This window comes from Micromonospora sp. WMMA1949 (assembly GCF_027460145.1).
GTDB lineage: Bacteria > Actinomycetota > Actinomycetes > Mycobacteriales > Micromonosporaceae > Micromonospora.
In genome coordinates, this window is the sequence record NZ_JAPZBG010000001.1 from 2,970,656 (window position 1) to 2,996,189 (window position 25,534).

Here is a 25,534-nt window from a genome sequence, read left to right on the forward strand (position 1 = left end):
GCGTCCTCCCGCCCGGGAGACGCGGCCGTCGTCAGTCCGGCAGCATGGCCAGCAGCAGCCCGGCGGCGGTGAGCACCGCCGGGACCAGGCAGACCAGGGCGCCGAAGCGGGGCGTCCGGTCCACCCGATCGGTCGGACGGGGGCGGAAGACGCGCCCCACCGCGAGCCAGCCCAGCATGAACGCCACGGCCGGCAGCGGCAGCCCCACGAGCAGGGCCAGCACCGTGACCGGCCCCAGACCGGCGACCGCGTACAGCACGAGCTGGAGCAGCGGCACCACGAGCGCCAGCGGCCCGTACACGAGCAGGTTGCGCGGACGGGCCGGCCACCGGGCCAGCCGCGGCAGGCCGCGCGCGCTCAACGTGTCGTCCGCCGCGTCCGCCCAGTCCCCGGCCGCGCGCAGCGCCGCCAGCACCGCCGACGGCCCACCCGCCATCGACCGGGCCGCCTCGGTCACCTCCGGCGGTGTCGGGACCAGCGACATCGCCGGTACGCCCAGCTCACGCAGCCGGGACTGCTGCGGCGCCAGCCGTTCCCGTACCGCTGTCAGCTCCTCGCGGGCCGCGGCCACCGACCGCGCCTGCTCCCCGGCGGCGGTCGCCGCCGCCCGGCGTACGCCGTCGAGCGCCCGCGCTGCCGCGACGTACTCCGCCCAGGCCGACTCGGCGGGGTCCGCCACAGTGTTCGGGCCACCCGAGCGGGGTCCCGGTACGGACGTGCCGGTCTCGCTCATGCGCCCCCCTCCCCGGTGCGGCCCGCCGCCTGCGGGTCCGGCTCGATCGACGCGCTCGCCGTGACCGCGGTGCCGAACGGTACGAAGACGGTGCCCTGCTCGTCCGGGCCGTCCCACAGCATCGCGCGACCGGGCCGGGGCCGCCACCAGACCGGACGGTCGAACAGCTGCTCCAACCGGCCGCCGGGCACGTCGGTGACCGCCACGGCGGTGAGCTTGTCCACCTCGCCCTCCGGGCCGAGCAGCCCGGCGAGCGGCGCCGGTGTCCGCCACCAGCCGAGCAGGTGCCGGCCGGCCGGCGGGCCCTCCAGCAGCAGCGTCCGCAGCAGGTCGGGCGGCAGCTCGCCGGCGTCCGGCACGTCCAGCCCGAACACCACCAGGTAACCCGGCTCGTCCGACTCCATGGCGGCCCGCAGGCCGGCCGCGTCGACGGTCTCCACCCGGTGGCGCCCGGACAACTCGGCGGCGAGTACCCCGGCCGGCTCGGCCGACCCGTTCGCCAGGGGCGCCAGCACGAACCGGGCGGCGCCCGGTTGCGCCGCCGCCGCGCTGCGCACCGCCGTGACCAGCAGGCGCTCGGCCTCCTCGTCCCGGCCCAGGACTGCCAGGTTCCGTCCCGCGCCCGGACCCAGGGGCACCGTCACCGTGGACCGCCGTACGTCCACCGCCCGGCCCAGTAACGCGGCGGGCGCGTGGGCCCGGCCGGCCAGGGCGGCCCGGTGCCGGGGATCGTTTGTGAGCAGCGGGCGGGCGTACCCGGCGAAGACCACCGGCGGTGTCACCGACTCGCCCCGCGCCTCCCAGAGCCGTCGCCGCAGGCCGGCCAGGACCTCGGGATCCTCGTACGGATCCGGGAAACGGATCATCCGCTCGTGCCCCCGGGTCGCGCCGCGCGGGCCGCCCAGGCCACCCGCCGTGTTCACCACCGCGCTGCCCACCGGCAGGCCGGCCGCCGAGTCGTTCGCCGGTTCCAGTACCGCCGAGCCGCCGGGCAGCGCCACCCGCACCGGGAACTGGCCGAGCAGCGGGTCACGCGGACCGCCGATGCCCAGGTCACCCTCGCCGGCCAGCACCAGGTGGATCCCGTACGACCGGCCGGCGCGGGCGAGCGCGTCCAGCCGGGCCAGCAGGTCGGCGGCGAGCCGGTCCCGCTCGCGCAACGCCAGCGGGAAGTTGTCGACCACGCAGACGATCCGGGGCAGCGGCTGGTGCTGGCGCAGCTCGGTGTAGCGCTGCCCACCGGCCCGCCGGGACGCCTCCTCGCGGCGGCGCAGCTCCGCCTCCAGCTCACCGAACAGGTCGGCCACGTACTCCCGGTCGGCGGCCATCCCGGCGGCGCGTACCTGCGGCACCCAGGAGCGGTCCCGTTCGGTCTGGAGGAACTCCACGAAGGACTCGCCGTCGGCCAGGTCGGCCAGGTAGAGCACCAGGTCGTCCGGGCCGTACCGGGCAGCGAGCCCGAACAACGCGTCGGTCAGGAACGCCGACCGGCCCGCCTGGCCCCGGCCGCTGACCAGCCAGTGCGGCGTCAGCTCGGTGAAGCCGAGGCTGACCGGGCGCCCCGCGGCGTCACCCACTGTGGTGCTCAGGCCGTCGGCCGAGCCGGCCGTCCAGAAACCGTCCGCCGGCAGCAGGTCACGCAGGGAGAGGCGGGAGCCGTCCTCGATCTGCCGGGCCAGCCGCGCGCACACCGCCGCGACCAGGTCGGCGGGCGGATCGTCGTCGAGGAACACCGGCGAGTTCAACCCGCCCGGCGGCTCCGCGCCGGGACTGCTGAAGCCGGCGCCGGGCGGGTCGCCGACCAGCGCGTACGCGGTGCGGACAGTGACCGCTGTGGCGTGCGGCAACGGGATGCCGTCCGGCCAGCCGGCGAGCACCAGATGCAGCCCGGCGCGGGGCCCGCCCTCGGCCAGTCCGGCGAGCCGGTCCAGGTCGGCGGTGGTCGTACCGTCCGGCAGCGCGGCGACCACGAGCAGCAGCGTCCGGTCGTGCCCACGCTGGCGGGCCGTTCCGGCGGCCACCCACTGCTCCGCCTCGGCCAGCACCGCCCGCATCCCGGCGAGGTCGGTGGCGGGCGGGGGCAGCAGGCCGGCGTCGGCGAGCGGTGCGTATTCGGCGAGCGTCGTACCGGAACCGCCGTCGACGGCGCGGGCCAGCAGCGCGCCCGCCGGAGTCGCGGCGAACACCCGCAGCAGCAGCGCGCGGAGAAGCCCGGCCACCCGGGCGTCCGAGGCGTCGGCGTCGAGGCACAGGTGACCGCTGCCGAGCAACGGCACCAGCGCGGGGAAGCGGGCGTCGTCGAGCGGCGACGCGGTACCGACCCGGACCAGCGGCGGCAGACCGTCACCCGGTGGAGTCGTCGCGGTCAGCGCGTCCAGCGGTGCGCCGGCCCAGCCGGGCGCCGCCAGCTCCGCCGCCGCCCGCAGGCGCTCGGCCAGCTCGTACTGCCGATGATGGTCGGCCGGTGCGGGCCGGATCTCGTCGAGGATGCCCGCCGCCGCCGTCGCGGCGGCCTCGGCCCGGCGGTGCAGCGCGGCGGCCCGACCGGCGCGCGCCTTCGGAGTCGCCACCGCGTCCACCTCTCTTTCCGAGGCCGACATGTCCTCCCCGAGGAGTGACGGTAACCCAGGCGGCGGCTGTCCACCGGGATGTCGGTCGGCGCGGTGAGCTGGTCGGCGGTGAGCAGCCTCACCCCGCCGCCGGGCGGCGTCCGCCCGGCGGTTCGCCACGATCCGCCGCTTCCAGGCATTGGGTACGCGAGGCGCAGCCGATAGCCTCAGGAGGTGGAATCAGTGCAGCCCCCCGCCGGTTCCCAGGTGTCCCGAGTACCGGCGCAGCGAACCCCGCCGGAGCAGTTGGCGCCCCCCGCCCCCGCTCCCGCCCCGGTACGCCCCAAGCGCCCGGTGCGCAGCGTGCTCGCTGTCGTCGCGGGGGTGGTGGCGCTGCTGTGCACTGTCGGCGGAGTGGTCGGGTTCGTGCTGTACGACCGCGCAACCGCCCCCGACCGGAGCGCCCCTGACGTCGTGGTGGACAACTACCTCCGGGCGTTCCTCGTGGACCGCAACGACACGAAGGCCGAGGAATTCGACTGCGCCGGAAGGGCTGACGCGGACGCATTGCGAGCGCTTCGCGACGACCTCGTAGCCCGGGAGCAGCGCTTCAACACGACAATCTCGGTGAGCTGGGGCCCGCTGGCCGTCCAGCAGTCCCGCGAATCCGCAGTCGTTGAGGTCGAACTCATCATCTCCGCCTCCGTCGAGGGCATCTCGCAGAGCGATCGCCAGAGGTGGCGTTTCGAAACGAGACGCGAGGACGGGTGGGGCGTCTGCTCGGCGCAGCGCGTCGGCTGACGTCGGCTACTCCAGCCAGAGCAGGTGCACCGGCACCTCCAACGTGGTCGGTGCCTGGCCGCGCCAGGCCCACCGGTACCACTCCAGCTCCGGGGCCACCCGCACGCAGATGTCGCCGTCCGCGCCGGAGTAGGTCTCGGTGACGGCACGCAGGTCGCGCCGTTCCACGCCGTTGTCCACGTGCACCACGCGCCGCCCGGTCACCGCGTCGGCCTCGAAGACCGGGGTGGGCGGCCGTCGTTCCGGCACGTCCAGCGAGACCAGCCGCAGTCCCGGGGCGGTCGCCCCGGTCGGCGTGCGTCGCTCGCCGATGGTCTCCACCCAGACCCGTTCCACGGGCACCAGCGGGGCGAAGACCTCGACCTGCTCGGCCTCGGCCCGGTACCACTCGTGTTCCGGGATCACCGGCACGTAGGTGCGGCTGCCCTGCACCACCCGCTCGTCGGCCCGCAGGTCGCCGCGCCAGCCGAGGCCGGGCAGACCGACGAGCACGCGGCGGCCGCGCAGGTCGGTCCCGCCCGTGGCGGGCACGGTCTCCACCGGCCTCGGCGGCAGCGGCGCCCAGTCCGGCCGGTCCGCGAAGGGGTCGGGGAGGGGATTGCTCATCCGCCCGGCCTTACCCGGTCTCGCCGAGGGGCGCGCCCCGCTTGCGCATGAAGGGCACCGGGTTGTCCGCGCCGTTGCTGGACCGGTCGCCGTTGCGGTGCACCTCGAAGTGCAGGTGCGGGCCGGACGAGTTGCCGCTGCTGCCGGAGAGCCCGATGACCTCGCCCGCCGCGACCGATTGGCCCGGCACCACCCTCGGTCTTTCGACCATGTGGCAGTAGCGGGTGATGAACCCGCCGGCGTGCAGGATGTCCACGAACCACCCGCAGCCACCCTTGTCCGGCCACCCGTCCCGGTCGCAGTCGCGCCGACCGGAGCGGTCGGGGTCGCAGCGGGCCACCAGCACCCGGCCCGCCGAGGCGGCGTGGATCGGGGTGCCCTTGTCGGCGGCCAGGTCCACGCCGTGGTGGCTGGGACGGGCGGTGGTGCGGAAGCCGGAGACCACGCCGCCGGGCAGCGGCGCGGTCCAGCCGGAGGCGGCGATCCGGTCTCCGGCCGCGGCGTCGCACACCGCCTTGCCGGCGATCTCCACGGTCCGGGCGGCGCCGCCGGCGAGCGCGTCGACGATGCGCCCGGCCAGCTCCTCGTGCTTGGCGTAGGCGTCGGGGTAGGCGCTGACCTGGACCTTCTGGGCGACCACCGTGAGCGGACGCTGCTGCCAGTTCGGCACCTTCTCCATCTTCTGGTAGAACTTGCGGGCCGCGTACGAGGGCGTCATCCGCTGCTCGACGCTGCCCCATCCGGGCCGCTGCTGGAACAGACCGAGCGAGTCGTGGTCGGCGCCCACGCCCTCGTGGGGGAGCGCGAGCGACGCCGGGACGGTGCTGTTGGCGAGGTTGCGCAGCGCTGATTCCTGCATCGCGGTGGCCAGCGCGATCACCCAGCCGCGAGCGGGGAGCTTCATGTCCTGGCCGACCTTGATGATGACCGCGGCGTTGCGCAGCTGACGCTCGCCGTACTCGGCGAAGCGCGGCATGTCGCCGGTCAGGTTCACCTGGTAGGCCGGGTCGCAGTTCAGGGCCGCGAGCTTCGGGTCGTCCTCGTCGCCGCCCAGTTCGGTGAGGAGGAAGGCACCGGCGCCGCCGACACAGCAGAGCAGGGCGAGCACGCTCGTGACGGCGGTGGCGACCACGCCCAGGCGCAGCTTCCGGCGCACCTGCCCGGCGACGGTCGGGCCGGCGGTCACGACCGCTCCCAGTCGATCGCGTCCACCAGCCAGGGCCCGTCCGGAGCGACGAGCTCGAGCCGGAGCGTGCCGTTGTCCAGCGGGACCAGCGCCTCCACGAAGGACTCGGTACGGGGCCGGAGCGTCGGAGCGCCTGTGGTCCTCCGGGCGGGCACGGTCTCCGGGTCGGCGCCGGTCATCTTCTCGGCCAGCGCCGGGGTGGAGAGCGGTCGCAGGCGGGCCTGCCAGGCGTCGCCGCTGCTGCCCGGTCCGCTCAGCCACGCGGTGGTGAACCGACCGGCGACCTCCTCCGGCGTGTCCTCGCCCGCTCGGGTCTTCGGAGCGACGGCGGTCGGCGGGCTGGCCAGCACGCCGTCGTCACCGGCCTCCGGGTCCGCGGTGCTGATCGGCTGGGTGGGTCGGCTGGTCAGGCCGAGGTTCGGATCGCCGGGTCCGGCGACCAGGCGGGCCGCGCCGATCACCCCGAAGACCAGCACGGCGATCACGAGGGCGACGCCGATCCGGGACCGGAGGATCCGGGTGAAGAGGAATTCCAGCGCGCGTCGCACCGGACTCACCGAGCCTCGGAGCGGATGCGCGGTGCCGGCCGGGCCGGGGCGGTGCCGCGGCCCGCCGAGTCCGGCCGGTAGACGGCGTAGGAGGGCGACTCCTCCGGCACGTCCGGCTCGGTCCAGGTCGACGGCGCGCGCCGGGGCCGGGGCGTGGCGGCGGGACTCCCACCCGGCCGCTCGGGTGTGGGCACCTCCGCCGGCCGTTCCCGCCCGTCCGGTCGTTCCCGTTCGGCGGGTGTGGCGCTGTGTGCCGGATCCTCGTGCCGAGCCTCCGGCCGGAGCCTGCGCTGGTCGGCCGCGACGGCGCGGCGCTTGCCGATGGCCGGTTCGTTGGTGCCGCCGGGCTCGGCCACGTCCAGCCGGGCGGCGATCCGCATGTCCCGGAAGAACCGGCGGTGCCAGGAGCCGGCCGAGCTGACCGCCTCGCTGCTGTCCTTCCCGCCAAGCTGGGTGATCCGGCGGTACGGCCGCAGCAGCAACCAGCCGACCACCCCGCAGAGCCAGACCAGGACCACCTGGAGCCAGCCGGGCAGCGTGGCGGTGTTCATGATCAGGTCGACGGCGAAGAGGTAGATGGCCGCGCCGGTGCCGAAGATGGCGATGTTGAAGACCGCGGCGACCACCGCGTTCGCCAGCCGCCGGAGGCCGGCGCTGGCCGGGCGCATCAGGCCGACGGTGCCGAGGATCGGCGCGGCGATCACCGCCCAGCGGAAGATCAGGAAGCCGAGCAGCACCAGCAGCGAGGCGGTGAGGTCGAACATGGCGAACAACACGGAAGCCAGCACCGCGATGAACCCGGCGCCGATCCGGTCCATGTCCTTGGTGCCCTTGAGGTACTCGTACGCCTCGGGGTCCTCGGTCTCGATCTGCTGGGCGACCCGTGCCCACTGCTGTTGCTTGGCCTTGATCGTGCCCTCGCGGGTCGCCGGGTTCTGACGGAGCTTCTCCGACTCCTCCCAGGTGAGGGACTTAGCGTCGTAGAGCGCTTGGCCGTACTTTTTCGCGGTCTCGCTGTCCGCCGAGCCGAGCACACCGCGCAGCCAGTTCCGGTAGAGCATCGTCTCGGTCGCCGTGTCACTGGCGCGGACGGCGGGTGGCCGCTTGTCGACGCAGGCGCTGGGGTTCGGCAGCACGCACTTGTCCGGCGGCACGGTCTTGGAGGAGGGGCCGACCGCGTCGTGTACCACGCCCAGCGTGGTGATCAGCGTGTTGTCGGCGATGTTCGCGGACTTCACCGGCCAGGCGGCCAGCGCGGTCACCGCCACCATCACCAGCAGCGCCCAGCCCGCGGTGGTCATCGCGTTGCTCATGTCCGACTGGCGGGAGCGCCAGAGCAGGTAGAGCCCGACCACGCAGACGGTGATGATGCCGAAGACGCTGAACACCTTCTGGTAGACGGCCTTCGTGGCCTGCTCCACCAGCGGGTCGGCCCAGCTCCACATCGTCCGCGGATCCCAGGCGCGCTCGCGCAGCGCGTTCGAGGCGCCGATCACCGCGTTGGCGAACATGAACTCGCCGTTGGCGACCATCGTGGTGAACCGGTAGTCCGGATGCAGCACCGAGGAGGCGCAGCCGCCGTCGACGTCGTACGTGTTGTAGCTGTAGCCGGCGTACCCGTAGTCGCTGTAGAGGCCCTTCGGGCCGGGCTCCTTCGCGGAGTCGGGCCGGGACGCGAACCAGCCGGCCAGGCCTGAGTCCGGCGCGGCGGGCACCGGTGCGTTGCGGCACTCGACCTGGTCCTCGCTGACCGCCTTGAGCTTGCCGACGCAGGACCGGAAGTCGGCCTGCCACTCCTTGGTGGTGCACAGCTCGGCGCGCGCCTGGGTGACCGGCGCGGCGGCGTACGCCGGTGTGGCCGCCCCGATCACCGGCCAGGAGATCGTGGCCCCGGCGAGTACGCCGAGCGCGAGGAGGAGCGCCGCAATCCGTGCCCGGGCCCTCGCCATGTCACGCCTCCAGATCAGCCAGGACGGTCGGCAGTATCCCGGCGGCCTGGGCGACCGCGGCGGGGGTGGTGTCCAGGTGCTCCAGCAGCCCGTCGACGTACGACACGTCGACCCGGACCTTCTGCACGCGCCCGTCGACGTCACGCATGACGAACTCGCGGAAGCCGAGCCGGTTGGCCGATCCGCTGTCCGCCTGGGAGAGCGAGGCGAGTGTCGCTTCGTAACCGTCATCGACGGGCACCCGCAGCAGGCGCAGCGCCTCGGAGGCGATCTCGCTGTCCTCGGCTATCCGGCCGACGAAGACGGTGGAGACGAGGTTCTGTACGTCGAGGCCGAGGATGTCCTTCGGGTTCTGCGAGGCGACGAGTGCGGCGAGGTTCCACTTGCGGGAGTCGCGGGCGAGCCGGACCAGGAACGAGCGCCCGGACCGCCAGCCCTCCATGAAGTGCGCCTCGTCGAGGCCGACCAGTTTCCGGGAGGACATCGACCCGCCGTAGCAGCGGCGTACGGCGAGCCGGTGCGCGGTGTGCAGCATCGGCAGCGCGAGCGCCTCCTCGGCCGACCAGTACTCCCGCTCGATCTTGAGGTCGGGAAGCCGCAGGCCGGCCATGGTGATGACGGTGAGCGCGGCGTCGGCGCCGAGCAGCCCTTCCGGCGGCCGGCCGAAGAAGAGCATGGCCAGCGGCATCTCGGCGGTGTCGAGCAGCAGGTGGGCCAGCTCGCGGCCGGCGTCGTCGTCGAGCCCCTGTAGGCAGGTCACCACGTCGTCGAGCGTGGAGGTCTCCTCGGCGGGCACCTGGCGTACGGCGTGCCGGAACAGCGTGGCGGTGGACGCCTCCCGGGCCACCTGCGGCGGCACCAGCATCATGCAGATGTCCTGCACCAGCATCCGGCGCTCGGCGCGGGCGTTCGACACGGCGATCTCGAACTCCCGGTCGCCTGCCGCCCCGGCGCCGAACTCGCTGCGCAGCGGCGTCGGGATCAGCGCGTACGGCGCCAGCGTGCCCTGTTCCGAGCCGGTCAGGTTGAGCACCCGGGAGTACGGGGCCAGCTCGGGCATGGCGCAGAGCCGGGCCAGCGGGCCGGACGGGTCGAGCAGCGTCACCTGCACGCCGCGCCGCGCGGCCAGGTAGCCGAGCGCGCCGAGCAGCGTCGACTTGCCACCGCCGGGCTCGGCGACGAAGACGGCGAGGCCGGAGCGCTCGCGTACCTCCATCGGGAAGTGCAGGTCGAGGAAGACCGGCCGGCGGCAGGTGCCGGCGGTACGCCCGATCAGGTCGCCGCGCCGGTCACCGACTGTGGACGCGGCCTGCGGCAGCGCGGCGGCGAGCAGGTTGACGGGCATGCGCCGGACGTAGCCGGTGTTGGCGATGGGCTCGCCGGGGATGAACTCGCGGGCCAGCCAGTCCTGGTTCTTCGGGTGCTGGAGCGAGATTCGCAGCTCGCGGGAGTAGAGCTGGATGAGCCGCCGGGCCCGTTCCAGGCACTCCTCCCGGGTACGGCCGCCGACCGCGATCCGGTGCCAGCCGTGTGCCCGGGCCGAGTCGACGGGCAGGCCGGTGGTCATCTCGTCGCCGATCACCAGCGCGCGCTTGGCCAGTCGTTCCAGCTCCGGCGGCGCGTCGATGCCGTGCTCGGCGTAGTCGAGCTGCTGCGAGCGGATCATCCGGAGCCGGTGTTCGAGGTTCCGGAACGAGTCGTTGGGGCCGAGGATGTCGACCCGGGTGGACAGCTCCATCGGCCACGGCAGCCGCTCGTGGAAGTGCAGCCAGGGCTCGTGCCGCTCGGGGATCTCCAGCGGCTCCATCCGGCCGACCGCGAGCACGGCGACGTGGCGTTCCTCGCCGGTCATCCGGTTGACCAGCTTCACGGTCGAGCCGTACGGGGTGCGGTAGCGCTCGACCTGCTCGGTGAGGGCCAGCAGGTCGCCGCGTTCCCACCGGCCGTTGGTGATCGGGGACAGGACGCCGGGTGGCGCCATGCACAGCGCCACCGAGCGGTAGAGCAGCCATTCCAGTTCGGGCGCGGTGACCCGCCGTCCGCGCATGCCGAACGCGCCGAGGACCTCGTCGAACTGCTCGACGGTACGGCTCAGCCGGCGCCGCTCGCCGTCGGCGGTGCCCCGGCCGAACGTACGCAGCAGGCGCTCGGTGAGCGAGTCGCCGAGCGACCGGCGGGCGAAGGTGACACCGAGGTACGTCTGGCCCTCGGCGTGGTTGACCGCCATCAGGTGCCGCTGGGCGGCGACCAGGTGATCGGCCCAGCCGGTGGTGCCCGGCACGTCGGGCAGCGGGGCGGCGGTGTGCGCGTCGATGGTGCGGGCCCACTCGTCGGCCGGGAAGGGCCGGGTGGTGCGGCGCAGGTGCAGCCGGAACCCGGCCAGTCCGGCGTACTGCTCGGAGATCGCCGAGAGCAGCGCCTCGCGTTCGGCGTCGGGCCGGAACGCCCACCGCACCTCGGGCAGCCAGTACCAGGCGGTGACCGTGTTCGGGGTGAAGGTGAGGTGGCCGGCGATCTCGGTGATGGCCAGCTCGACCGACGGGTCCCGGTCACCGAACTTGATCTTCGGGGCGCGGACCCGGACCGGCTTGGTCGGCCGGTTGCGGCGCTCCGGCGTGCGCTGCCGGGGCGGCGCCACCTCGCGCTGGGTGGCGCGGCCGACCTCACGGGACGGTGCCGCGCCGGACGCGATCGGCTCCGCGGGAGTGACATCCGGTTCCCGGTGGTCGGCGGGAGCGGGTACGGGTGCGGGGATCGGTGGTGGCGGCGGAAGCACCGGCTCGGGCTCGGCCGGGGGACGGACCGCGGGCAGCCGGTCGCCGGCCTGCTGCGGCACCCGGCTCCGGGAGGGCGGCGGCGGGGCGAGCGCGGCCGGCGGGTCGGGCAGGGCCGGCTCGACCGGCAGCGGTGCGGGCTCGGGCCGGGGACGGCCGACCGCGCGTACCCCTGGGGCCTGCTCGCGGACCGGTGGGTCCGGTTGGGGCCGGGGTGCCGGCTCGATCGGCACGGCGGGCTGGTGCGGGATCGGCAGGGGCTCGCGGCCGACGCCGCGGCGCGGCGGCGCCACCACCGGCTCGACCGGCGGGGGCGGCGTCGCGGCGGGTCGCCGCCGGGGCTGCGCGCCGCCGAACAGGTCGAGGAAGGGCGAGTCGATGTCGCCGTCGGGGCGTACCGGCTCGCGCGGGGTGATCGGTCGCGGCGGCTGGAAGACGCCGACGCGGCTGTGCCCGGGGCTGGTCACGAGCGCGCTGTCGAGGACGACCTCGTCCAGATCCTCGTCCGGTGGGTAGTCGAACGATCGCGCACGGTTACCGTTGGGCCCGGCCGGGCGCCCGGCCGGGGAACCCGGCGTGGAAGAGCGACTCATGCGACCGCCTCACCCGCGTCGTTCGTCTGCACGGTTGTCGTACGCCCGGTCATGCCAGTTCCTCCCGGATCCTGATCCGGCTCGCGACGAGCCGCGGGTCCCGCTGCTCGGTGGCCGGTTCCCGGGTGCGTCGCCAGTCGGTCAGCGCGGTCCGGATGACCATGCGCGCGGGCCGGTCCGGGTCGACGTACCGGAAGATGAACGAGGTCGTCACGATCGCCAGCGAGATCTCCCAGGCGGGGAACAGTTCGACCTGGAGCGTGAACAACCAGTGGATGAACATGTAGAGGGGTACGAGCAGCATGAACAGGCCGTACTGGGCGTACGGCAGGTGGACGGGAAGGGTGTACCCGGGCGGCCCCAGATAGACGAGGCGTGCCCGGTAGATGTCGTCGTCGGTGCGCAGCCGCATCGTCGCCCAACGCCCTACTCGAAGATCAGGTTGATCAGGTAGTCGCCGACGAAGAAGAGTGTGGCCGCACCGGCGATGAAGGCCAGGCCGATGATGGCGATGGCCGAGCTGGTCAGCACCTTCGAGATCTCACCACGGCTGGCACGGCCGATGAAGATCACGCCGAGGACCGCGAGCAGGATCGGCGCGATCTTGCTGGCGAAGAAGGTGACGACGTTGTCGGTGTCGATGCCCTTCGGGGCCGGCTCGGCGAGTGGAGTCGACGCCAGGGTGTGGAGCGCGTGGTCGACGGCACTGGACGCCGTAGCCATGAGCTCGATGGCGATCACTGGAAACCTCCCCAAGGTCGCGGCCGGCGGCGCCGCGTTGGTGCAAGTAGGCAAGCCTGGCGGGATGGTGCTCGTCAGAGACAGCGCCGTCAACGCTGAGTCCGTCACCCACCACGCAGAGTGGTGAGTTTTGGGGGGATTCTTCCCGCTTCGGCCCTCCCTCCAGGCTTCGCCATCTCGATGCTGGGCAATTCCAAAGCGTACGGCCCGGCCACCTTTGCGACAAGCCGCGAAGAGTGGACCTCCGATGACCCGGATGACCGATCGTACACCTGTTCCAATGCGCACGTCAGGGGTGCCGCGTCACGCGCTCGCCCGGCGGCCGGAAGCCCTGCCGGCGAACGGTACTGTCGGGTCCGTGACCGATCTGGTACGGGCGGAGACCCCGGTGGTGATGGGCGTCCTCAACGTCACGCCCGACTCCTTCTCCGACGGCGGCAGATACGCCGATCTGGACGCTGCCGTCGCACACGGGGTGCGACTGCGCGGAGAGGGTGCGGACCTGATCGACGTGGGTGGCGAGTCCACCCGGCCCGGCGCCGACCGGGTCGACGCGGAGACGGAGACCGCCCGCGTGCTGCCGGTGGTCCGCGAGCTGAGCGCCGCCGGCATCCCGGTCAGCATCGACACCAGCCGGGCCCGGGTCGCCGAGGCCGTGCTCGCCGCCGGGGCGTACGTGGTCAACGACGTCTCCGGCGGCCTCGCCGACCCGGACATGGCCCGGGTGGTCCGCGACGCCGGCTGCCCCTGGGTGCTCATGCACTGGCGGGGGCACTCCCGGGGGATGCGCGAGCTGGCCACGTACACCGACGTGGTGACCGAGGTCCGGGACGAGCTGAGCCGGCGCGTCGACATCGCGCTCGCCGCCGGGGTGGCCGCCGACCGGATCATCGTGGACCCGGGCCTTGGCTTCGCGAAGACCGCCGCCCACAACTGGGCGCTCAGCGCCCGCCTGACCGAGCTGGTCGACCTGGGCTTCCCGGTGCTGTTCGGGGCCAGCCGCAAGTCCTACCTGGGCCGGTTGCTCGCCGACCCGGCCGGCGAACCCCGGCCCACCGCCGGGCGGGAGGCCGCCACCGTCGCGACGAGCGTCCTCGCCGTCGCGGCCGGCGCCTGGGGGGTACGCGTGCACGACGTCCGTGCCACCGCCGACGCGCTCGCCGTCTGGCGCGCCACCGGCAGCCCTCGGCTCGCCGGCTCGACCGGCGCACGGCGTACGACAGCGCCGCCCACGGAAGCGGCCACCGGCGGCGCACGGCCGGCGGAAGCGACCACCGGCACGAGCGGAGACGACAGATGACCGACCGGATCGAACTGACCGGCCTGCGCGCGCACGGCCGCCACGGCGTCTACGACTTCGAGCGCGCCCAGGGACAGGAGTTCGTGGTCGACGCGGTGCTCGAACTCGACCTCGGCCCGGCCGCGCGCTCGGACGAGGTGACCGACACCGTGCACTACGGCGAACTGGCCGAACGTCTGGTCGCGGAGATCACCGGCGAGCCGGTGAACCTGATCGAGACGCTCGCCGACCGGCTGCTCGCGGTCTGCCTGGCCGAGCCGCTGGTGGCCGCCGCCACGGTGACCGTGCACAAGCCGGAGGCCCCGATCCCGCACGCCTTCCGGGACGTGGCGGTCACGATGCGGCGTACCCGATGACCCGGGCCGTGCTGTCGATCGGCAGCAACCTGGGCGACCGCCTCGGCCACCTGCGTGCCGCGGTCGCCGCCCTCGGCGACCGGGTGCTGCTGGTCTCCGGGGTCTACGAGACTCCACCGTGGGGGGACGCCGACCAGCCCGCGTACCTGAACGCGGTGGTGATGGTCGCGGACCCGGCGGCGGCGCCGGAGGACTGGCTGGCCCACGCCCGGGCCGCGGAGGCGGCGGCCGGGCGCGCCCGCGACCCCGAGCGGCGGTACGGGCCGCGCACGCTGGACGTGGACGTGATCGCCGTCTGGGACGACGCCGGCGAGCCGGTGCTGCGCGACGATCCCGAGCTGACCGTGCCGCACCCCCGGGCCCACCTGCGCGCCTTCGTGCTGCGCCCGTGGATCGACATCGAGCCGCACGGCCGGCTGCCCGGGCACGGCTGGCTGACCGACCTGCTCAACGCCGAGCCGCTGGCGGGGGACGCCCTGGAACTGAGCCCGCGACCCGATCTGACGCTAGAGTCGGAGACATGACCCGCTGGAGCGCGGCCGCGCAGTCGCGAGCTGAGGACCCGCGGTGAGCACCGCCCGCTCCCCGCAGGAGCCCGACCGCTTCCGGATGGGTCCGACCCGGGCCTCCACGCTGGTGGTGGCCGGCCTGGCCGCCGCCGCGGTGGCCTGGCTGCTGATCAGCGGCTTCTACTACGACTTCGCGCCCGACCTGCCCTGGCTGCCGGTGATCACGCTGGCCGGGCTCGCCGTGCTGGAGGGCTACGCGGCGGTGAACACCCGGGGCCGGATCGAGCGGCGGCCCGGCCGGGAGCCGGTCAATCCGCTGCTCGTCGCCCGGTTCGTGGTGCTGGCCAAGGCGTCCGCGCTGGCCGGGGCCATCTTCGCGGGTTTCTACGCCGGCCTGACCGGCTGGCTGTTCGTGGAGCGCACGAACGCGGCGGAGGGCGACCGGCCCGCCGCGCTCGGCGGCCTCGTCGCCGCGCTGGCGCTGGTCGCGGCCGCGCTCTGGCTGGAACGCTCCTGCCGGGTCCCGGAGCAGGAGGACGACGAGGACCGCGAGCCGGGCGACCGGGAGACGCCCCGCGGGCGTCTCTGAGGGTTCCCCCCACCCCGGCCCGGCGGTACCGTCCCTGGCGACCGGAGAGCGACGGCTGCCACGGTCCGCCCGCCCGTGGGCCGGACGCGGCCACCTGGGGAGGCGCGAGCCAATGGCGTACGACGATGCGGGCCGGACAGCGCCGCCGGAGACGTCCTCCGGAGTGCCCGCTGCCGTCCTGGAGAACGTCTTCGACGACCCGGCGCACGGCGAACCCGGCCGGGACCGGATCGCGGTGCACGTGGTCTGGGAGTTCGTGCTGCTGGCCGGCCTGGTCGCGATGGCCTGGCTGCTCTGGCGGGAGGACGCGGACGCGCTGCGCGGCGGTGCCCTGAAGACGCTGCTCGTCGACGTGGCGGCGCTCGGCCTGCTCACCCTCGCCGCCGGCCTGAGCCTGCGGGCCGGCGCGGTGAACCTGGCGATCGGCCCGGTGGCGCTGGCCGCCGCGCTGCACTTCGCCGAGCAGGGCGACCGGGGCATGCGGGAGGCGCTGCTGCCGGCGCTGGCGCTGGCGGCGGCGGCCGGGCTGGCGCTCGCCCTGGCCGTGGTGGTGCTGCACGTGCCCGGATGGGCGGCGAGCCTGGCCGGCGCCGCCGGGGTGATCGTCTACCTGGAGCGCCGGAGCGTGCCGGTGGCGGTCCAGAGCGACTACGACCCCCGCCGCAACGCGCTGTACTTCTTCGTCGGCTTCGCCGCGGTCGCCGTCCTCGGTGGTCTGTTCGCCGCGATGAAACCGGTACGCCGGCTGATCGGCCGGTTCCGCCCGGTCGCCGACCCGGCCCGGCGGCGCGGCGCGGTGGCCGCCACGGTGACCGCGTTGGCGCTCGTCGGGTCGACGGTGCTGGCGATGCTCGGCGGCGTGCTGATCGCGGCGAACGGGGACGGTGAGGTCACGCCCGGCACCGGGCTGGACTGGACCGTGCTGGCGGTCGGCACGGTGATGCTCGCCGGCACCAGCGCGTACGGGCGGCGCGGCGGCATCTTCGGCACCCTGTTCGCGGTCTGCCTGGTGGTGGTGTTCCTGGCCTGGACCGTCCCGCAGGGCTGGTCGGTCGGCCGGTGGGCGCTGGGCGGCGCGGTGCTCGGCGCCGGGCTGCTCGTCACCCGGCTGGTGGAGACGTTCGGCCGCCCCCGCCCGGCGCCCCCGGCGGCCGTGGCACCGGGCCCGGTCCGCCCGCTCCGCGACGGCGTGACGAGCGGCGGCTGGGGGATGACCCCGGCGCCCGAACCGGCCGACGCCTGGCCGTCGGTGCTGCCGGTACGCCAGCACGACACCCCGGTGGAGGCGTGGGAGGCGCCGCGCTGGGACAGCGAGCCCCGGCGCTGGGACTCCGACGACCGCTGACCCCGCCGATGGCCGTGCGTCCGGCGCGCCCGGGCTGATCTCTCCGGTTAGGCTCGGCGGCATGACCGATACTCCTGCCCCCGGCGGCCGCACCTTCGACGAGCTCGACAAGCTCTCCACCGAGGAGCTGCGCGAGCAGGCGTTCAACCTGGCGCGCGAGCGCCGCGACGTGGGCTTCTTCTGGTCGGTCCTGCGGCACCTGCCCAACGCCGACGAGGCCGCCGCGCTGGACGGCGCGCCGAACTCGATCGGCCCGACCATCGACGAGGCGAACGCGCTCTGGCGTGAGCTGACCGGGCACGGCTACGACGAGTCCGCGCCACTGCTGCGCGCCGCCTTCATCGACTACCTGATGAAGCACTGAGGTCGATGACCGCCCGTCGGCCGACGGCGGCCGACCGGTTGCGCAGGTTTGCCCGGCGGGACCGGCCGGGAACTGACCGCCGCATGGCTCTGAGCAACCGCCCCCGCACCGTCTCCCGGTACGGCTCGGCCGCCGGCACCGGCACGCTCGCCGCGTTCCTGCTCGTCGCCGTCGGCGGCAGTCCGATGTACGTGGACTGGGCGCAGCGCGGCACCGACCCGACCGGCGCCGGTGGCTGGTTCCTGCGGCTGCTCGCCTGGCCGTCCTGGCGGTGGCAGGCCGACGAGGGCGTGTTCGCCACCAACCTGCGGGCGATTCTGCTGCTCGTGCTGGCGGCGGCGCTGCTGTACCTGCTGCCCGGGCCGCAGACCGACCGGGTGACGTCCTCGGGCAGCCAGTTCCTGTCCGGCTGGGGTGCGTACGCGCTCGCGGGCGGGCTCAGTGCCCTGCTCGCCACGCTCCTCGGCCCGCACGGCTCGCTGTTCGCCGCGTTCCAGGCCGCCAGCACCGGCGTGACGTACGGCTTCTTCGCGGGCTGGATCGTCGGGCTGGCCAGCCTCGGCGGACGGGCCTGAGCTCAGTCCACAGCGCCCAGCGTCAGCACCCGGCTCCGGGCGAGCAGCCCCACCGCGCGGCCCTCCTCGGTCACCACCGCGTGTTCGGCGCCGGAGGTGAGCAGCGCGCCGAGCGCGTCGTACGCCGAGTCGCCGAGCGCCACAGTGGGCAGGCCGGTGCCGGCGTCGGCCGGGAGCGGGTCGAGCACCGCGTGGGTCACCGGGGTGACGGCGAGCCGCCGGATGCCCCGGTCGGCGCCGGCGAACTCCCGGACGAAGTCCGAGGCGGGCGCGCCGAGCAGCGCGGCGGGCGTGTCGTACTGCTCCAGCCGGCCGCCCTCGGACAGCACCGCGATCCGGTCGCCCAGCCGGACCGCCTCGTCGAGGTCGTGGGTGACCAGCACGATCGTCTTGCGCACCTCGGCCTGCAGCCGCAGGAACTCCTCCTGCAGGCGGGTCCGGACGATCGGGTCCACCGCCGAGAACGGCTCGTCCATCAGCAGCACCACCGGATCGGCGGCGAGCGCGCGGGCCACGCCGACCCGCTGCCGCTGCCCGCCGGACAGCTCGTGGGGGTACCGCCTGCCGAACTGCGCCGGGTCCAGACCGACGAGTTCCAGCAGCTCGCCGACCCGGTCCCGGGTCCGCTGCTTCGACCAGCCCAGCAGGCCGGGCACGGTCGCCACGTTCGCGGCGACGGTCTGGTGCGGGAAGAGGCCGACGTTCTGGATGACGTATCCGATGCGGCGGCGCAGCGCCACCGGGTCGACCCGTGTGACGTCGTCGTCGCCGAGCAGGATCCGCCCGTCGGTCGGCTCGATCAGCCGGTTGATCATCCGCAGGACCGTCGACTTGCCGCAGCCGGACGGGCCGATCAGCACCACCAGCTCGCCGGCCGCGACCTCCAGGCTCAGCTCGCGTACCGCCTCGGTGCCGTCCGGGTAGCGCTTGCGGATGCGCTCCAGGGTGATCGACGCCGCGCCGCCTCCGGCGGTGCTCCCCGGGGTACCGTCCACGTGTGTCCCTCCACCTGAGCTACCGGGCCGACCCGGGTAATCCGTGGTTCTCCTGGCAGTACGTGCGGGACAACTCTGACACGATCCTCGCCGCGCTGCGGGAGCACACCTGGCTGACCGCGCGGGCCGTGGTGATCGCCGCGCTGGTGGCGCTGCCGCTCGCGGTGCTCGCGTACTGGTTCCGGTCGCTGTCGGCACCGATCCTGGCGGTGACCGGGGTGCTCTACACCGTCCCGTCGCTGGCCCTGTTCGCGTTCCTGGCGCCGTACCTGGGCATCGGCGCGATCACCGTGCTCACCGTGGTCGCGCTGTACGCGTTGCTGGTCATCGTGCGCAACGCGCTGGCCGGGCTGAACCAGGTGCCGCCCGAGGTACGCGAGGCCGCCGAGGGCATGGGGTACGGCAGGTGGGGGCGGCTGTTCCGGATCGAGCTGCCGCTGGCGCTACCCGGCATCCTCACCGGCGTACGGCTGGCGACCGTGTCCACCGTCGCGCTCGTCACCGTCGGCGTGGTGGTCGGCCGGGGCGGGCTCGGTCAGCTCATCTTCGCCGGCTTCCAGAACAACTTCTACAAGGCACAGATCATGGCCGGCACGGTGCTGTGCGTGCTGCTGGCGCTGGTGCTCGACCTGGTGCTCGCCGGCGTGGGCCGCCTGCTCACCCCCTGGCTGCGCGGGAGGTCCGCCCGGTGAACCCCGTCGAGCAGGCAGTGGTCTGGCTGAACGACCCGCTGAACTGGACGAACCCCGGCGGCGTGCTGGACCGCCTCGGTGAACACCTGAGCATGTCCGCGCTGGCGGTGCTGCTGGGCTGCCTGGTGGCCTGGCCGATCGGGCTCTGGCTCGGGCACAGCGGCCGGGGCGGCGGGCTGGTGCTGCTGGTCTCCAACGTCACGCTGGCGATCCCGACGCTGGCGCTGCTGACCATCCTCCCGTTGACGTTCCTCGGCTTCGGCCGGCCGGCCGTGGTGGTGGCGCTCGCGGTCTTCGCGGTTCCGCCACTGCTGGCCAACGCGTACACCGGGGTGCGGCAGGCCGATCCGGAGGCCCGGGACGCGGCTCGGGGAATGGGCCTGTCCGGCGGGCAGGTGCTGCGCCGGGTGGAGCTGCCGCTCGCCGTGCCCTACCTGGCGGCCGGCTTCCGGACCGCGGCGGTGCAGGTGGTGGCCACCGCCGCGCTCGCCTCCTTCGTCAACGGCGGCGGGCTGGGCCAGATCATCCGGGCCGGGTTCGGGCTCGACATCGCCGCCGGCGGCGGTCAGATCATCGCGGGCGGGGTGCTGGTGGCCGGGTTGGCGCTGCTCGTCGAGGGGCTGCTCGCGATCGTGGAGCGGATGGTCACGCCGCGTCCGCTGCGCCGGGTCCGCCGCCGGGCGAGCCGCCGCGCGACGGCGGCGACGACCGGCGGTTGAGCCGCCGGTGACGATCGGGTGACGAAAACCGCTCCGAGTTTGTCGGTCGGGTCCGGAAGATATTGGCTGGAGTCGCGGGTGGCCGTCCGGATCGCCCGTCGGACACGCGGCCGGCCCGAGGGGGTCGCGCCGGGACACGGAAGGCGGGCACTGATGCGCGCGCGTACGACACTGGCCGCGGGGGCGCTCGGCGCACTCACCGCGGCTGTTCTCCTCACCGGCTGCGGCGACGCCGGCTCGTCCGGCACCGACGCGCCCGAGCAGGGCGCCTCGGGGGCGGGCTGCGCTCCGGTGGCGGGCGACCAGCTCGTCGTCCTGACCGACGACAAGAAGCTCCAGAACACCGACAACGTCATCCCCGCGATCAACGCGAAGGCGGCCACGCCGCAGCTCGTCGCCGCGCTGGACAAGGTCTCCGCGAAGCTCGACACCCCGAAGCTGATCCAGCTCAACCGGGCGGTCGACGTCGACCGCAAGACGCCGCAGGTCGCGGCGCAGGAGTTCGCCTCCGCCAACGGCGTGACCGACGGGATCGAGAAGGGTCCGGGCGGGCAGATCACCGTCGGCGCCGGCAACTTCAGCGAGAGCCAGACCATCGCCGAGCTCTACAAGATCGCGCTCACCGCGGCCGGCTACCAGGTCAAGGTGCAGACCATCGGCAACCGGGAGCTGTACGAGCCGGCCCTGGAGAAGGGGCAGATCCAGGTCGTCCCGGAGTACGCCGCCACCATGGCGGAGTTCCTGAACACCAAGGCCAACGGCAAGGACGCCCAGCCCGTCTCATCTCCGGAGCTGGACAAGACGGTCGCGGCGCTGAAGACCGAGGGTGACAAGGCTGGCCTGGTCTTCGGCCAGCCCTCCCAGGCGCAGGACCAGAACGCGTTCGCGGTCACCAAGGCGTTCGCCGACAAGTACGGCGTGTCCACGCTCTCCGAGCTGGCCGCCAAGTGCTCCGGGCAGGCCACCGTGCTGGCCGGGCCGCCGGAGTGCCCGCAGCGGCCGAAGTGCCAGGCCGGTCTGGTCGAGGTCTACGACTTCAAGGCCGGCTCGTTCAGCTCGCTGGATGCGGGCGGCCCGCAGACCAAGAACGCACTGAAGACCGGCTCGGCGAGCGTCGGCCTGGTCTTCTCCTCCGACGCCGCTCTGGCCACGAGCTGACGCGCCACCGCCGGCCGGCACGACGTGTGCCGGCCGGCGGCAGGGCGGCCCTGTTCGGCGGGCCGCGCATCGAATGGTGCCGACCCGTTCCCATCAGGGGGAACTCTCGGTAATCTGCTCAGCCATGCCCGCCCCGGTCGCGCCCGCCGACAAGAGCACGCCCGCCCTGCTCACCGTCCTGTTCTGGGTCGGTGTGGGGCTGGCGCCCCTGGCGGCGCTCATCCTGCTGATCGCCGACGGCAACGGCTCGCTCCGGTTCGGCGCCGTCCTGGCGATCCTCGCCGTCGTGCTGATCGGCCTGTCCATCGCGCTGCGACCGGAGAGCGGTTCCGGGGGCGCCGCCTCCGAGGAACTGCGCGAGGAGCTGGCGCAGCTCCGGCGGGAGTTGCGAGCCGAGATCGTGGCGGCGGCCCAGCGTGGCAACCAGGCGCTCGACCAGGCACGGCGTGCCGAGGAGGCGGCCGGCGCGGTCCGGCACCGGCTCGACGCGGCCGCCGCCGGACTGGCCTCCGCGCCCGTGTCCGCGTCCGCTGCGCCGGAGCGTCCGAGCGGTGCGGCCCGGGTGCCGGTCGCCGGCACGGCCGCCGCGGGGCGGGCGCACCCAGCCGGCCGGGACGAGGACGAACCGGCCCGGGCCGCGTACTCCGGCGGCCGCTACGGAACCGACCACGACGTCGACCTGCCCCGCGCGGGCGGCTACGACTCCGAGGTGTCCCGGTCGGGCCGTCACGACATCGATCCGCCCCGGACCGGCCGCTACGACGCCGAGCCCTCCCGAGCGGGTCGCTACGACGCCGACCCGCCTCAGGCGGGCCGCTACGACCTCGACCCGCCGCGAGCCGACCACGTCGACGCCGAGCTGCCCCGGGCCGGCCACTACGACGCGGACCCGGCACGGACCGGCCGGCACGACGCCGAGCCGGCGCGGGCCACCGTGCGTCCGGAGCGGCCCGCGAGCGGGGTGTACGGCGCGGCGCGGGTGTCCGAGCCGGTGGCCCGGCCGGAGACCCGGCCGGTGGGCGTGGTCCACCACACCGAGACGGTGCACGTCACCACCCGGCACACGATCGTCGGTGGCGGTGAGCCGGCCGGAACCCGGTACGGCGGATTCCCCGGTGGCTGGTCGGACGAGGACCGTTCCCGGGGCGCGGACCCGGCCGACCAGTGGCGCGCGGGACACCGCGAACCGGGCGACCGGCCGGGCCGTCGCGCCGCCTCGGACGACGGTGGCTGGGGCACCGGGCCGGGCGACGACGGGCACTCGTGGACCGACGCCGGGCGTCCGGGCACCGAACATCCGTGGGCGGGTGTCGCCCGGACCGCCGACGGCGAAGAGGGCTGGTCCGGGCGTACCGCCGGGGAACAGGGCTGGTCCGGGCGTACCTCCGGGGGTGGCTGGTCGGGCGACCGGAGCCGGACGGCGGCGGAGGAGCAGCGGCAGTGGCCCGGCGGCGGGGACGACCGGGCAGGCCGGTCGGCGAGCACCTGGCCGGCGGCGGGCGCACCGGACACCCCGGGAGGCCGGGCGGGCACCGACGGCGACCAGTGGCCCGAGATGCGTGCCGGCAACCGGTGGGCGGCGGTCCGCGACGACGGTGACGGCCGGGAGGTCCGGCTCGGGGAACGGCGGGCCGCGGTGCACGCCGACGGCGGCGGCACCGAGTACCGGGTCGAGGACCGGTGGGCATCGGTGCGCGCCGGTCGGCCGGACGCGAGCGCGCCGGACGGAACCGACGACCGCTGGTCCGGGGAGAGCCACCCGGCGCTGCCGGCCGGCGGGGTGCCGGTGCCGGACGAGTGGCGGCCGCCGACGCAGCGCAACGGCCAGCCGGAGTGGCGCCAACCGCCCCCGGAATGGCGTCAGCCCGAACCCGAGTGGCGTCAGCCGGAACCGGAGTGGCACCGATCGGAACCGGAGCGGCATCAGGCCGAGCCCCACTGGCGTCAGCCGGAGACGCGGCAGACCGAGTCGCAGTGGCGTCGGCCCGAGCCGGAATGGCGGCCGGCGGAGCCGGAGTGGCGCAGCCCGGAGCAGGGCGGACACGGCCGGCCGCACCGGGACACCGCCGCCGACCGCTGGCGCTGACCGCGCCCGTTCACCGCCGTCGGCCGCCCCGAGGGGACGGCCCCGATCACTTGTCGATGTCGCCGACCACGAAGAACATCGACCCGAGAATGGCGATCAGGTCGGGCACCAGGCAGCCGGGCAGCAGCGACGACAGCGCCTGCACGTTCGCGTACGAGGCGGTGCGCAGCTTCATCCGCCACGGCGTCTTCTCGCCCCGGGACACCAGGTAGTAGCCGTTGATGCCGAGCGGGTTCTCGGTCCAGGCGTACGTGTGCCCCTCCGGTGCCTTCAACACCTTCGGCAGGCGGGTGTTCACCGGCCCGCTGATCCGGTCCACCCGGTCCAGGCACTGCTCGGCGAGGTCGAGCGAGACGTACACCTGGTCGAGCAGCACCTCGAAGCGGGCGTGACAGTCACCGGCGGTCTTCGTCACCACCGGCACGTCGAGCTGGTCGTAGGCCAGGTAGGGCTCGTCGCGGCGCAGGTCGAGGTCGAGCCCGGAGGCGCGGGCGACCGGCCCGGACGCGCCGAACGCGGCGGCGTCGGCGGCGGACAGCACGCCGACCCCGACGGTACGGGCCAGGAAGATGTCGTTGCGCCGGATCAGGTTGTCGAGGTCCGGCATCCGGCGGCGTACCTCGGCGATGGCGGCGCGGGCGCGCCCGGTCCAGCCGGACGGCACCTCCTCCTTCAGGCCGCCGACCCGGTTGAACATGTAGTGGATCCGGCCGCCGGAGACCTCCTCCATCACGGCCTGGATGGTCTCCCGTTCCCGGAACGCGTAGAACATCGGCGTGATCGCGCCGATCTCCAGCGGGTACGAGCCGAGGAACATCAGGTGGTTGAGCACCCGGTTCAGCTCGGCCAGCGCCATCCGCAGCCAGGTGGCGCGTTCCGGCACCTCCATGCCCATCAGCCGTTCGACGGCGAGCACCACGCCCAGCTCGTTGGAGAACGCGGACAGCCAGTCGTGCCGGTTCGCCAGCACGATGATCTGCCGGTAGTCGCGTACCTCGAAGAGCTTCTCCGCCCCCCGGTGCATGTAGCCGACGATCGGCTCGGCGGCCACCACCCGCTCCCCGTCGAGCACCAGCTTCAGCCGCAGCACACCGTGCGTCGAGGGGTGTTGCGGCCCGATGTTCAGCACCATGTCGGTGCCGAGCTGCTCACCCCCGGCGCCGGTACCGACTGTCAGCTCGCGGAGGTCGGCGGCGTCCGTGGTCATGCCCGTCATCGTGCCACGACCGCGTCGAGCGCGACGCCGACCGGCTGCCGCAGCCACAGGTGCCCGCCGAGCCCGGCCGGGTCGGTCAGTTCGGCCGCCGCCGACGCCGCGGCGAGCGCCCGCAGGTAGCCGGCCGGGTCGCGGCCGGCCAGGCTCAGCGGCGGTCGCCCGCCGTCGGCCCCGAGCGCCCGCAGCGCCTCCCGCTGGGAGACCAGGGAGTACGCGCACCGCGCGACCCGCTCACCGGCGGAGGCGACCGAGTCCATGGCGACGTGCGCCGTCACGTCGCACGACCCGTCCGCAACCGGCGGCACCTGCCGCCCACCCCGGTACCCGGTGAGTGTCCCGTCCAGGGGACGCGAGTCCCGCAGATGCCCGTAGTCCACCGCGAGCGCCAGCCCGCGCGCGACCTTCCCCACGGCCTCCGCCCAGGCCCGATCCCGTCCCACCCCGATCTCCCCCCGCCCACCGGTCGCGCCCGCGCCCCCGACCTCGCCGACGGCGTTGATCAAGGAGTTTGTGTCCTGATCCGGGCCCTCCGCCGCCACAAACTCCTTGATCACCGGGGTGGGGGCCGGGGTGGGGGCCGGGGGCCACCAGGCGGTCAGCCAGGTGGTGTCGGTGGGGGACGGGGCCGGGCCCACCGTCTCCTCGCCGGTTTTCGGGTTCACCAGGAGGAGGCGCCAGCCTGCCGGGGTCTGGACCGCCACGTCGAGGGGGACGTTGTCCAGCCACTCGGTGGCCAGGAGCAGGCCGGTGATGCCGTCGGGGATGTCGGGGCGCCAGTCGATCTCCGGGGGCAGGTCCGGCGGGCGGGTGGCCCGCTCCACAGCTACCGGCCTGATCCGGGCGGCCAGTGCGGGTGCGGCCTGGGTCAGCAGGGCCCGGAGCAGCTCGCCCTGCCCCGCGCCCACGTCCACCACGTCCAGCCGGGCCGGGTGCCCCAGCGCCGCGTCCACCAGCTCGAGCTGCCGCGCCAGGCAGGCGGTGAAGACGGGTGAGGCGTGCACACTCGTGCGGAAGTGCGCGGCAGGCCCGGCGCCGGAGACGAAGAAGCCGTCCGGCCCGTACAGCGCCCGCTCCATCGCGTCGCGCCAGCGCAGCGGGGTGGTCACCGTGCCGACCCTACGGGACGTACCCGAAAGGGCGGTTTGCCCGC

General features: G+C 74.4%; 23 protein-coding genes and 1 pseudogene. 12 read left to right on the top strand and 12 right to left on the bottom strand.

The features are described from left to right. Window positions 1-31: 31 nt before the first annotated feature. Both O7607_RS14030 and O7607_RS14035 read right to left on the bottom strand, forming a co-directional pair. Window positions 32-733, bottom strand: a complete 702-nt coding sequence (locus O7607_RS14030; protein WP_269703642.1) for a hypothetical protein — start codon at window positions 731-733, stop codon at window positions 32-34. After that, window positions 730-3,312 (bottom strand): FtsK/SpoIIIE domain-containing protein, encoded by a 2,583-nt coding sequence (locus O7607_RS14035; RefSeq protein ID WP_269706977.1) that lies wholly within the window; start codon window positions 3,310-3,312, stop codon window positions 730-732. Before O7607_RS14035 ends, O7607_RS14030 begins: the two co-directional genes overlap by 4 nt. A gap of 213 nt (window positions 3,313-3,525) precedes the next feature. Here O7607_RS14035 and O7607_RS14040 point away from each other — a divergent pair, with 213 nt between their 5' ends. Then, window positions 3,526-4,083, top strand: a complete 558-nt coding sequence (locus tag O7607_RS14040) for a hypothetical protein (protein ID WP_269706978.1) — start codon at window positions 3,526-3,528, stop codon at window positions 4,081-4,083. A 6-nt stretch (window positions 4,084-4,089) separates the two neighbouring features. Here O7607_RS14040 and O7607_RS14045 read toward each other — a convergent pair whose 3' ends face one another. From O7607_RS14045 to O7607_RS14075, 7 genes and pseudogenes are all read right to left on the bottom strand, one after another. After that, window positions 4,090-4,689 carry a hypothetical protein gene (locus O7607_RS14045; protein WP_269703643.1) on the bottom strand — a complete coding sequence of 200 codons (600 nt, stop codon included), beginning with the start codon at window positions 4,687-4,689 and terminating at the stop codon, window positions 4,090-4,092. 10 nt (window positions 4,690-4,699) lie between these two features. After that, the gene (locus O7607_RS14050) at window positions 4,700-5,875 is read right to left on the bottom strand and encodes a M23 family metallopeptidase (RefSeq protein WP_269703644.1); all 1,176 of its coding nucleotides are present in this window, start codon (window positions 5,873-5,875) and stop codon (window positions 4,700-4,702) included. Further along, window positions 5,872-6,432, bottom strand: coding sequence for a hypothetical protein (locus O7607_RS14055; protein WP_269703645.1), 561 nt, complete (start codon window positions 6,430-6,432; stop codon window positions 5,872-5,874). Before O7607_RS14055 ends, O7607_RS14050 begins: the two co-directional genes overlap by 4 nt. Next, the gene (locus O7607_RS14060) at window positions 6,429-8,372 is read right to left on the bottom strand and encodes an MFS transporter (protein ID WP_269703646.1); all 1,944 of its coding nucleotides are present in this window, start codon (window positions 8,370-8,372) and stop codon (window positions 6,429-6,431) included. Before O7607_RS14060 ends, O7607_RS14055 begins: the two co-directional genes overlap by 4 nt. 1 nt (window position 8,373) lies before the next feature. Further along, window positions 8,374-11,214: pseudogene (locus O7607_RS14065) on the bottom strand (ATP-binding protein); the annotation flags it as partial. Between the two features lie 574 nt (window positions 11,215-11,788). Then, the gene (locus tag O7607_RS14070; protein WP_013288977.1) at window positions 11,789-12,151 is read right to left on the bottom strand and encodes a hypothetical protein; all 363 of its coding nucleotides are present in this window, start codon (window positions 12,149-12,151) and stop codon (window positions 11,789-11,791) included. Between the two features lie 14 nt (window positions 12,152-12,165). Beyond that, window positions 12,166-12,480 carry a hypothetical protein gene (locus O7607_RS14075; RefSeq protein WP_013288976.1) on the bottom strand — a complete coding sequence of 105 codons (315 nt, stop codon included), beginning with the start codon at window positions 12,478-12,480 and terminating at the stop codon, window positions 12,166-12,168. Between the two features lie 358 nt (window positions 12,481-12,838). On the opposite strand from O7607_RS14075, the gene folP reads away from it, so the two are divergent. The 7 genes from folP (at window position 12,839) to O7607_RS14110 (ending at window position 17,518) form a co-directional block, all read left to right on the top strand. Then, window positions 12,839-13,780 carry a dihydropteroate synthase gene (gene folP, locus O7607_RS14080; protein WP_269703648.1) on the top strand — a complete coding sequence of 314 codons (942 nt, stop codon included), beginning with the start codon at window positions 12,839-12,841 and terminating at the stop codon, window positions 13,778-13,780. Then, window positions 13,777-14,136: a dihydroneopterin aldolase gene (gene folB / locus O7607_RS14085; RefSeq protein WP_269703649.1), complete on the top strand. Its 360-nt coding sequence runs from the start codon at window positions 13,777-13,779 to the stop codon at window positions 14,134-14,136. The genes folP and folB overlap by 4 nt, the downstream gene beginning before the upstream one ends. Continuing rightward, window positions 14,133-14,660 carry a 2-amino-4-hydroxy-6-hydroxymethyldihydropteridine diphosphokinase gene (gene folK, locus O7607_RS14090; RefSeq protein WP_269703650.1) on the top strand — a complete coding sequence of 176 codons (528 nt, stop codon included), beginning with the start codon at window positions 14,133-14,135 and terminating at the stop codon, window positions 14,658-14,660. The genes folB and folK overlap by 4 nt, the downstream gene beginning before the upstream one ends. An 85-nt stretch (window positions 14,661-14,745) precedes the next feature. Further along, window positions 14,746-15,234, top strand: a complete 489-nt coding sequence (locus O7607_RS14095) for a DUF3180 domain-containing protein (RefSeq protein ID WP_269706979.1) — start codon at window positions 14,746-14,748, stop codon at window positions 15,232-15,234. A gap of 112 nt (window positions 15,235-15,346) precedes the next feature. Continuing rightward, a complete protein-coding gene (locus O7607_RS14100; RefSeq protein WP_269703651.1) occupies window positions 15,347-16,579 on the top strand; it encodes an ABC transporter permease in 1,233 nt (410 codons plus the stop codon). Between the two features lie 61 nt (window positions 16,580-16,640). Beyond that, complete coding sequence (locus O7607_RS14105; protein WP_269703652.1) at window positions 16,641-16,943, top strand: hypothetical protein; 303 nt, start codon at window positions 16,641-16,643, stop codon at window positions 16,941-16,943. 83 nt (window positions 16,944-17,026) lie between these two features. Further along, window positions 17,027-17,518 carry a hypothetical protein gene (locus O7607_RS14110; protein ID WP_269703653.1) on the top strand — a complete coding sequence of 164 codons (492 nt, stop codon included), beginning with the start codon at window positions 17,027-17,029 and terminating at the stop codon, window positions 17,516-17,518. A 2-nt stretch (window positions 17,519-17,520) separates the two neighbouring features. Here the strand turns inward: O7607_RS14110 and O7607_RS14115 are convergent, their stop codons facing one another. Then, on the bottom strand, window positions 17,521-18,513 hold the full coding sequence (locus tag O7607_RS14115) for an ABC transporter ATP-binding protein (protein ID WP_269703654.1): 993 nt from the start codon (window positions 18,511-18,513) through the stop codon (window positions 17,521-17,523). Between the two features lie 2 nt (window positions 18,514-18,515). Between O7607_RS14115 and O7607_RS14120 the strand changes: the two genes are divergently transcribed. From O7607_RS14120 to O7607_RS14135, 4 genes are all read left to right on the top strand, one after another. Beyond that, window positions 18,516-19,205 carry an ABC transporter permease gene (locus O7607_RS14120; protein ID WP_013288967.1) on the top strand — a complete coding sequence of 230 codons (690 nt, stop codon included), beginning with the start codon at window positions 18,516-18,518 and terminating at the stop codon, window positions 19,203-19,205. Further along, complete coding sequence (locus O7607_RS14125; RefSeq protein WP_269703656.1) at window positions 19,202-19,924, top strand: ABC transporter permease; 723 nt, start codon at window positions 19,202-19,204, stop codon at window positions 19,922-19,924. The genes O7607_RS14120 and O7607_RS14125 overlap by 4 nt, the downstream gene beginning before the upstream one ends. Window positions 19,925-20,077: 153 nt before the next feature. Next, window positions 20,078-21,082 (top strand): glycine betaine ABC transporter substrate-binding protein, encoded by a 1,005-nt coding sequence (locus tag O7607_RS14130; protein ID WP_091425701.1) that lies wholly within the window; start codon window positions 20,078-20,080, stop codon window positions 21,080-21,082. A gap of 124 nt (window positions 21,083-21,206) precedes the next feature. After that, window positions 21,207-23,168 carry a hypothetical protein gene (locus tag O7607_RS14135; protein ID WP_269703657.1) on the top strand — a complete coding sequence of 654 codons (1,962 nt, stop codon included), beginning with the start codon at window positions 21,207-21,209 and terminating at the stop codon, window positions 23,166-23,168. 46 nt (window positions 23,169-23,214) lie between these two features. Here O7607_RS14135 and O7607_RS14140 read toward each other — a convergent pair whose 3' ends face one another. Together O7607_RS14140 and O7607_RS14145 are read right to left on the bottom strand one after the other, a co-directional pair. Then, the gene (locus tag O7607_RS14140) at window positions 23,215-24,384 is read right to left on the bottom strand and encodes an NADH-quinone oxidoreductase subunit D (RefSeq protein WP_176722867.1); all 1,170 of its coding nucleotides are present in this window, start codon (window positions 24,382-24,384) and stop codon (window positions 23,215-23,217) included. Next, window positions 24,381-25,460 carry an SAM-dependent methyltransferase gene (locus tag O7607_RS14145; RefSeq protein ID WP_269706981.1) on the bottom strand — a complete coding sequence of 360 codons (1,080 nt, stop codon included), beginning with the start codon at window positions 25,458-25,460 and terminating at the stop codon, window positions 24,381-24,383. The genes O7607_RS14140 and O7607_RS14145 overlap by 4 nt, the downstream gene beginning before the upstream one ends. Window positions 25,461-25,534 lie beyond the last annotated feature (74 nt).

Excerpts from the sequence above, each read along its gene's own strand:
- O7607_RS14030 (WP_269703642.1), bottom strand. The coding sequence starts at position 733 with ATGAGCGAGACCGGCACGTCCGTACCGGGACCCCGCTCGGGTGGCCCG.
- O7607_RS14045 (WP_269703643.1), bottom strand. The coding sequence starts at position 4,689 with ATGAGCAATCCCCTCCCCGACCCCTTCGCGGACCGGCCGGACTGGGCG.
- O7607_RS14060 (WP_269703646.1), bottom strand. The coding sequence starts at position 8,372 with ATGGCGAGGGCCCGGGCACGGATTGCGGCGCTCCTCCTCGCGCTCGGC.
- O7607_RS14070 (WP_013288977.1), bottom strand. The coding sequence starts at position 12,151 with ATGCGGCTGCGCACCGACGACGACATCTACCGGGCACGCCTCGTCTAT.
- folB (WP_269703649.1), top strand. The coding sequence starts at position 13,777 with ATGACCGACCGGATCGAACTGACCGGCCTGCGCGCGCACGGCCGCCAC.
- folK (WP_269703650.1), top strand. The coding sequence starts at position 14,133 with ATGACCCGGGCCGTGCTGTCGATCGGCAGCAACCTGGGCGACCGCCTC.
- O7607_RS14095 (WP_269706979.1), top strand. The coding sequence starts at position 14,746 with ATGGGTCCGACCCGGGCCTCCACGCTGGTGGTGGCCGGCCTGGCCGCC.
- O7607_RS14100 (WP_269703651.1), top strand. The coding sequence starts at position 15,347 with ATGGCGTACGACGATGCGGGCCGGACAGCGCCGCCGGAGACGTCCTCC.
- O7607_RS14105 (WP_269703652.1), top strand. The coding sequence starts at position 16,641 with ATGACCGATACTCCTGCCCCCGGCGGCCGCACCTTCGACGAGCTCGAC.
- O7607_RS14110 (WP_269703653.1), top strand. The coding sequence starts at position 17,027 with ATGGCTCTGAGCAACCGCCCCCGCACCGTCTCCCGGTACGGCTCGGCC.
- O7607_RS14130 (WP_091425701.1), top strand. The coding sequence starts at position 20,078 with ATGCGCGCGCGTACGACACTGGCCGCGGGGGCGCTCGGCGCACTCACC.
- O7607_RS14135 (WP_269703657.1), top strand. The coding sequence starts at position 21,207 with ATGCCCGCCCCGGTCGCGCCCGCCGACAAGAGCACGCCCGCCCTGCTC.
- O7607_RS14140 (WP_176722867.1), bottom strand. The coding sequence starts at position 24,384 with ATGACGGGCATGACCACGGACGCCGCCGACCTCCGCGAGCTGACAGTC.
- O7607_RS14145 (WP_269706981.1), bottom strand. The coding sequence starts at position 25,460 with ATGGAGCGGGCGCTGTACGGGCCGGACGGCTTCTTCGTCTCCGGCGCC.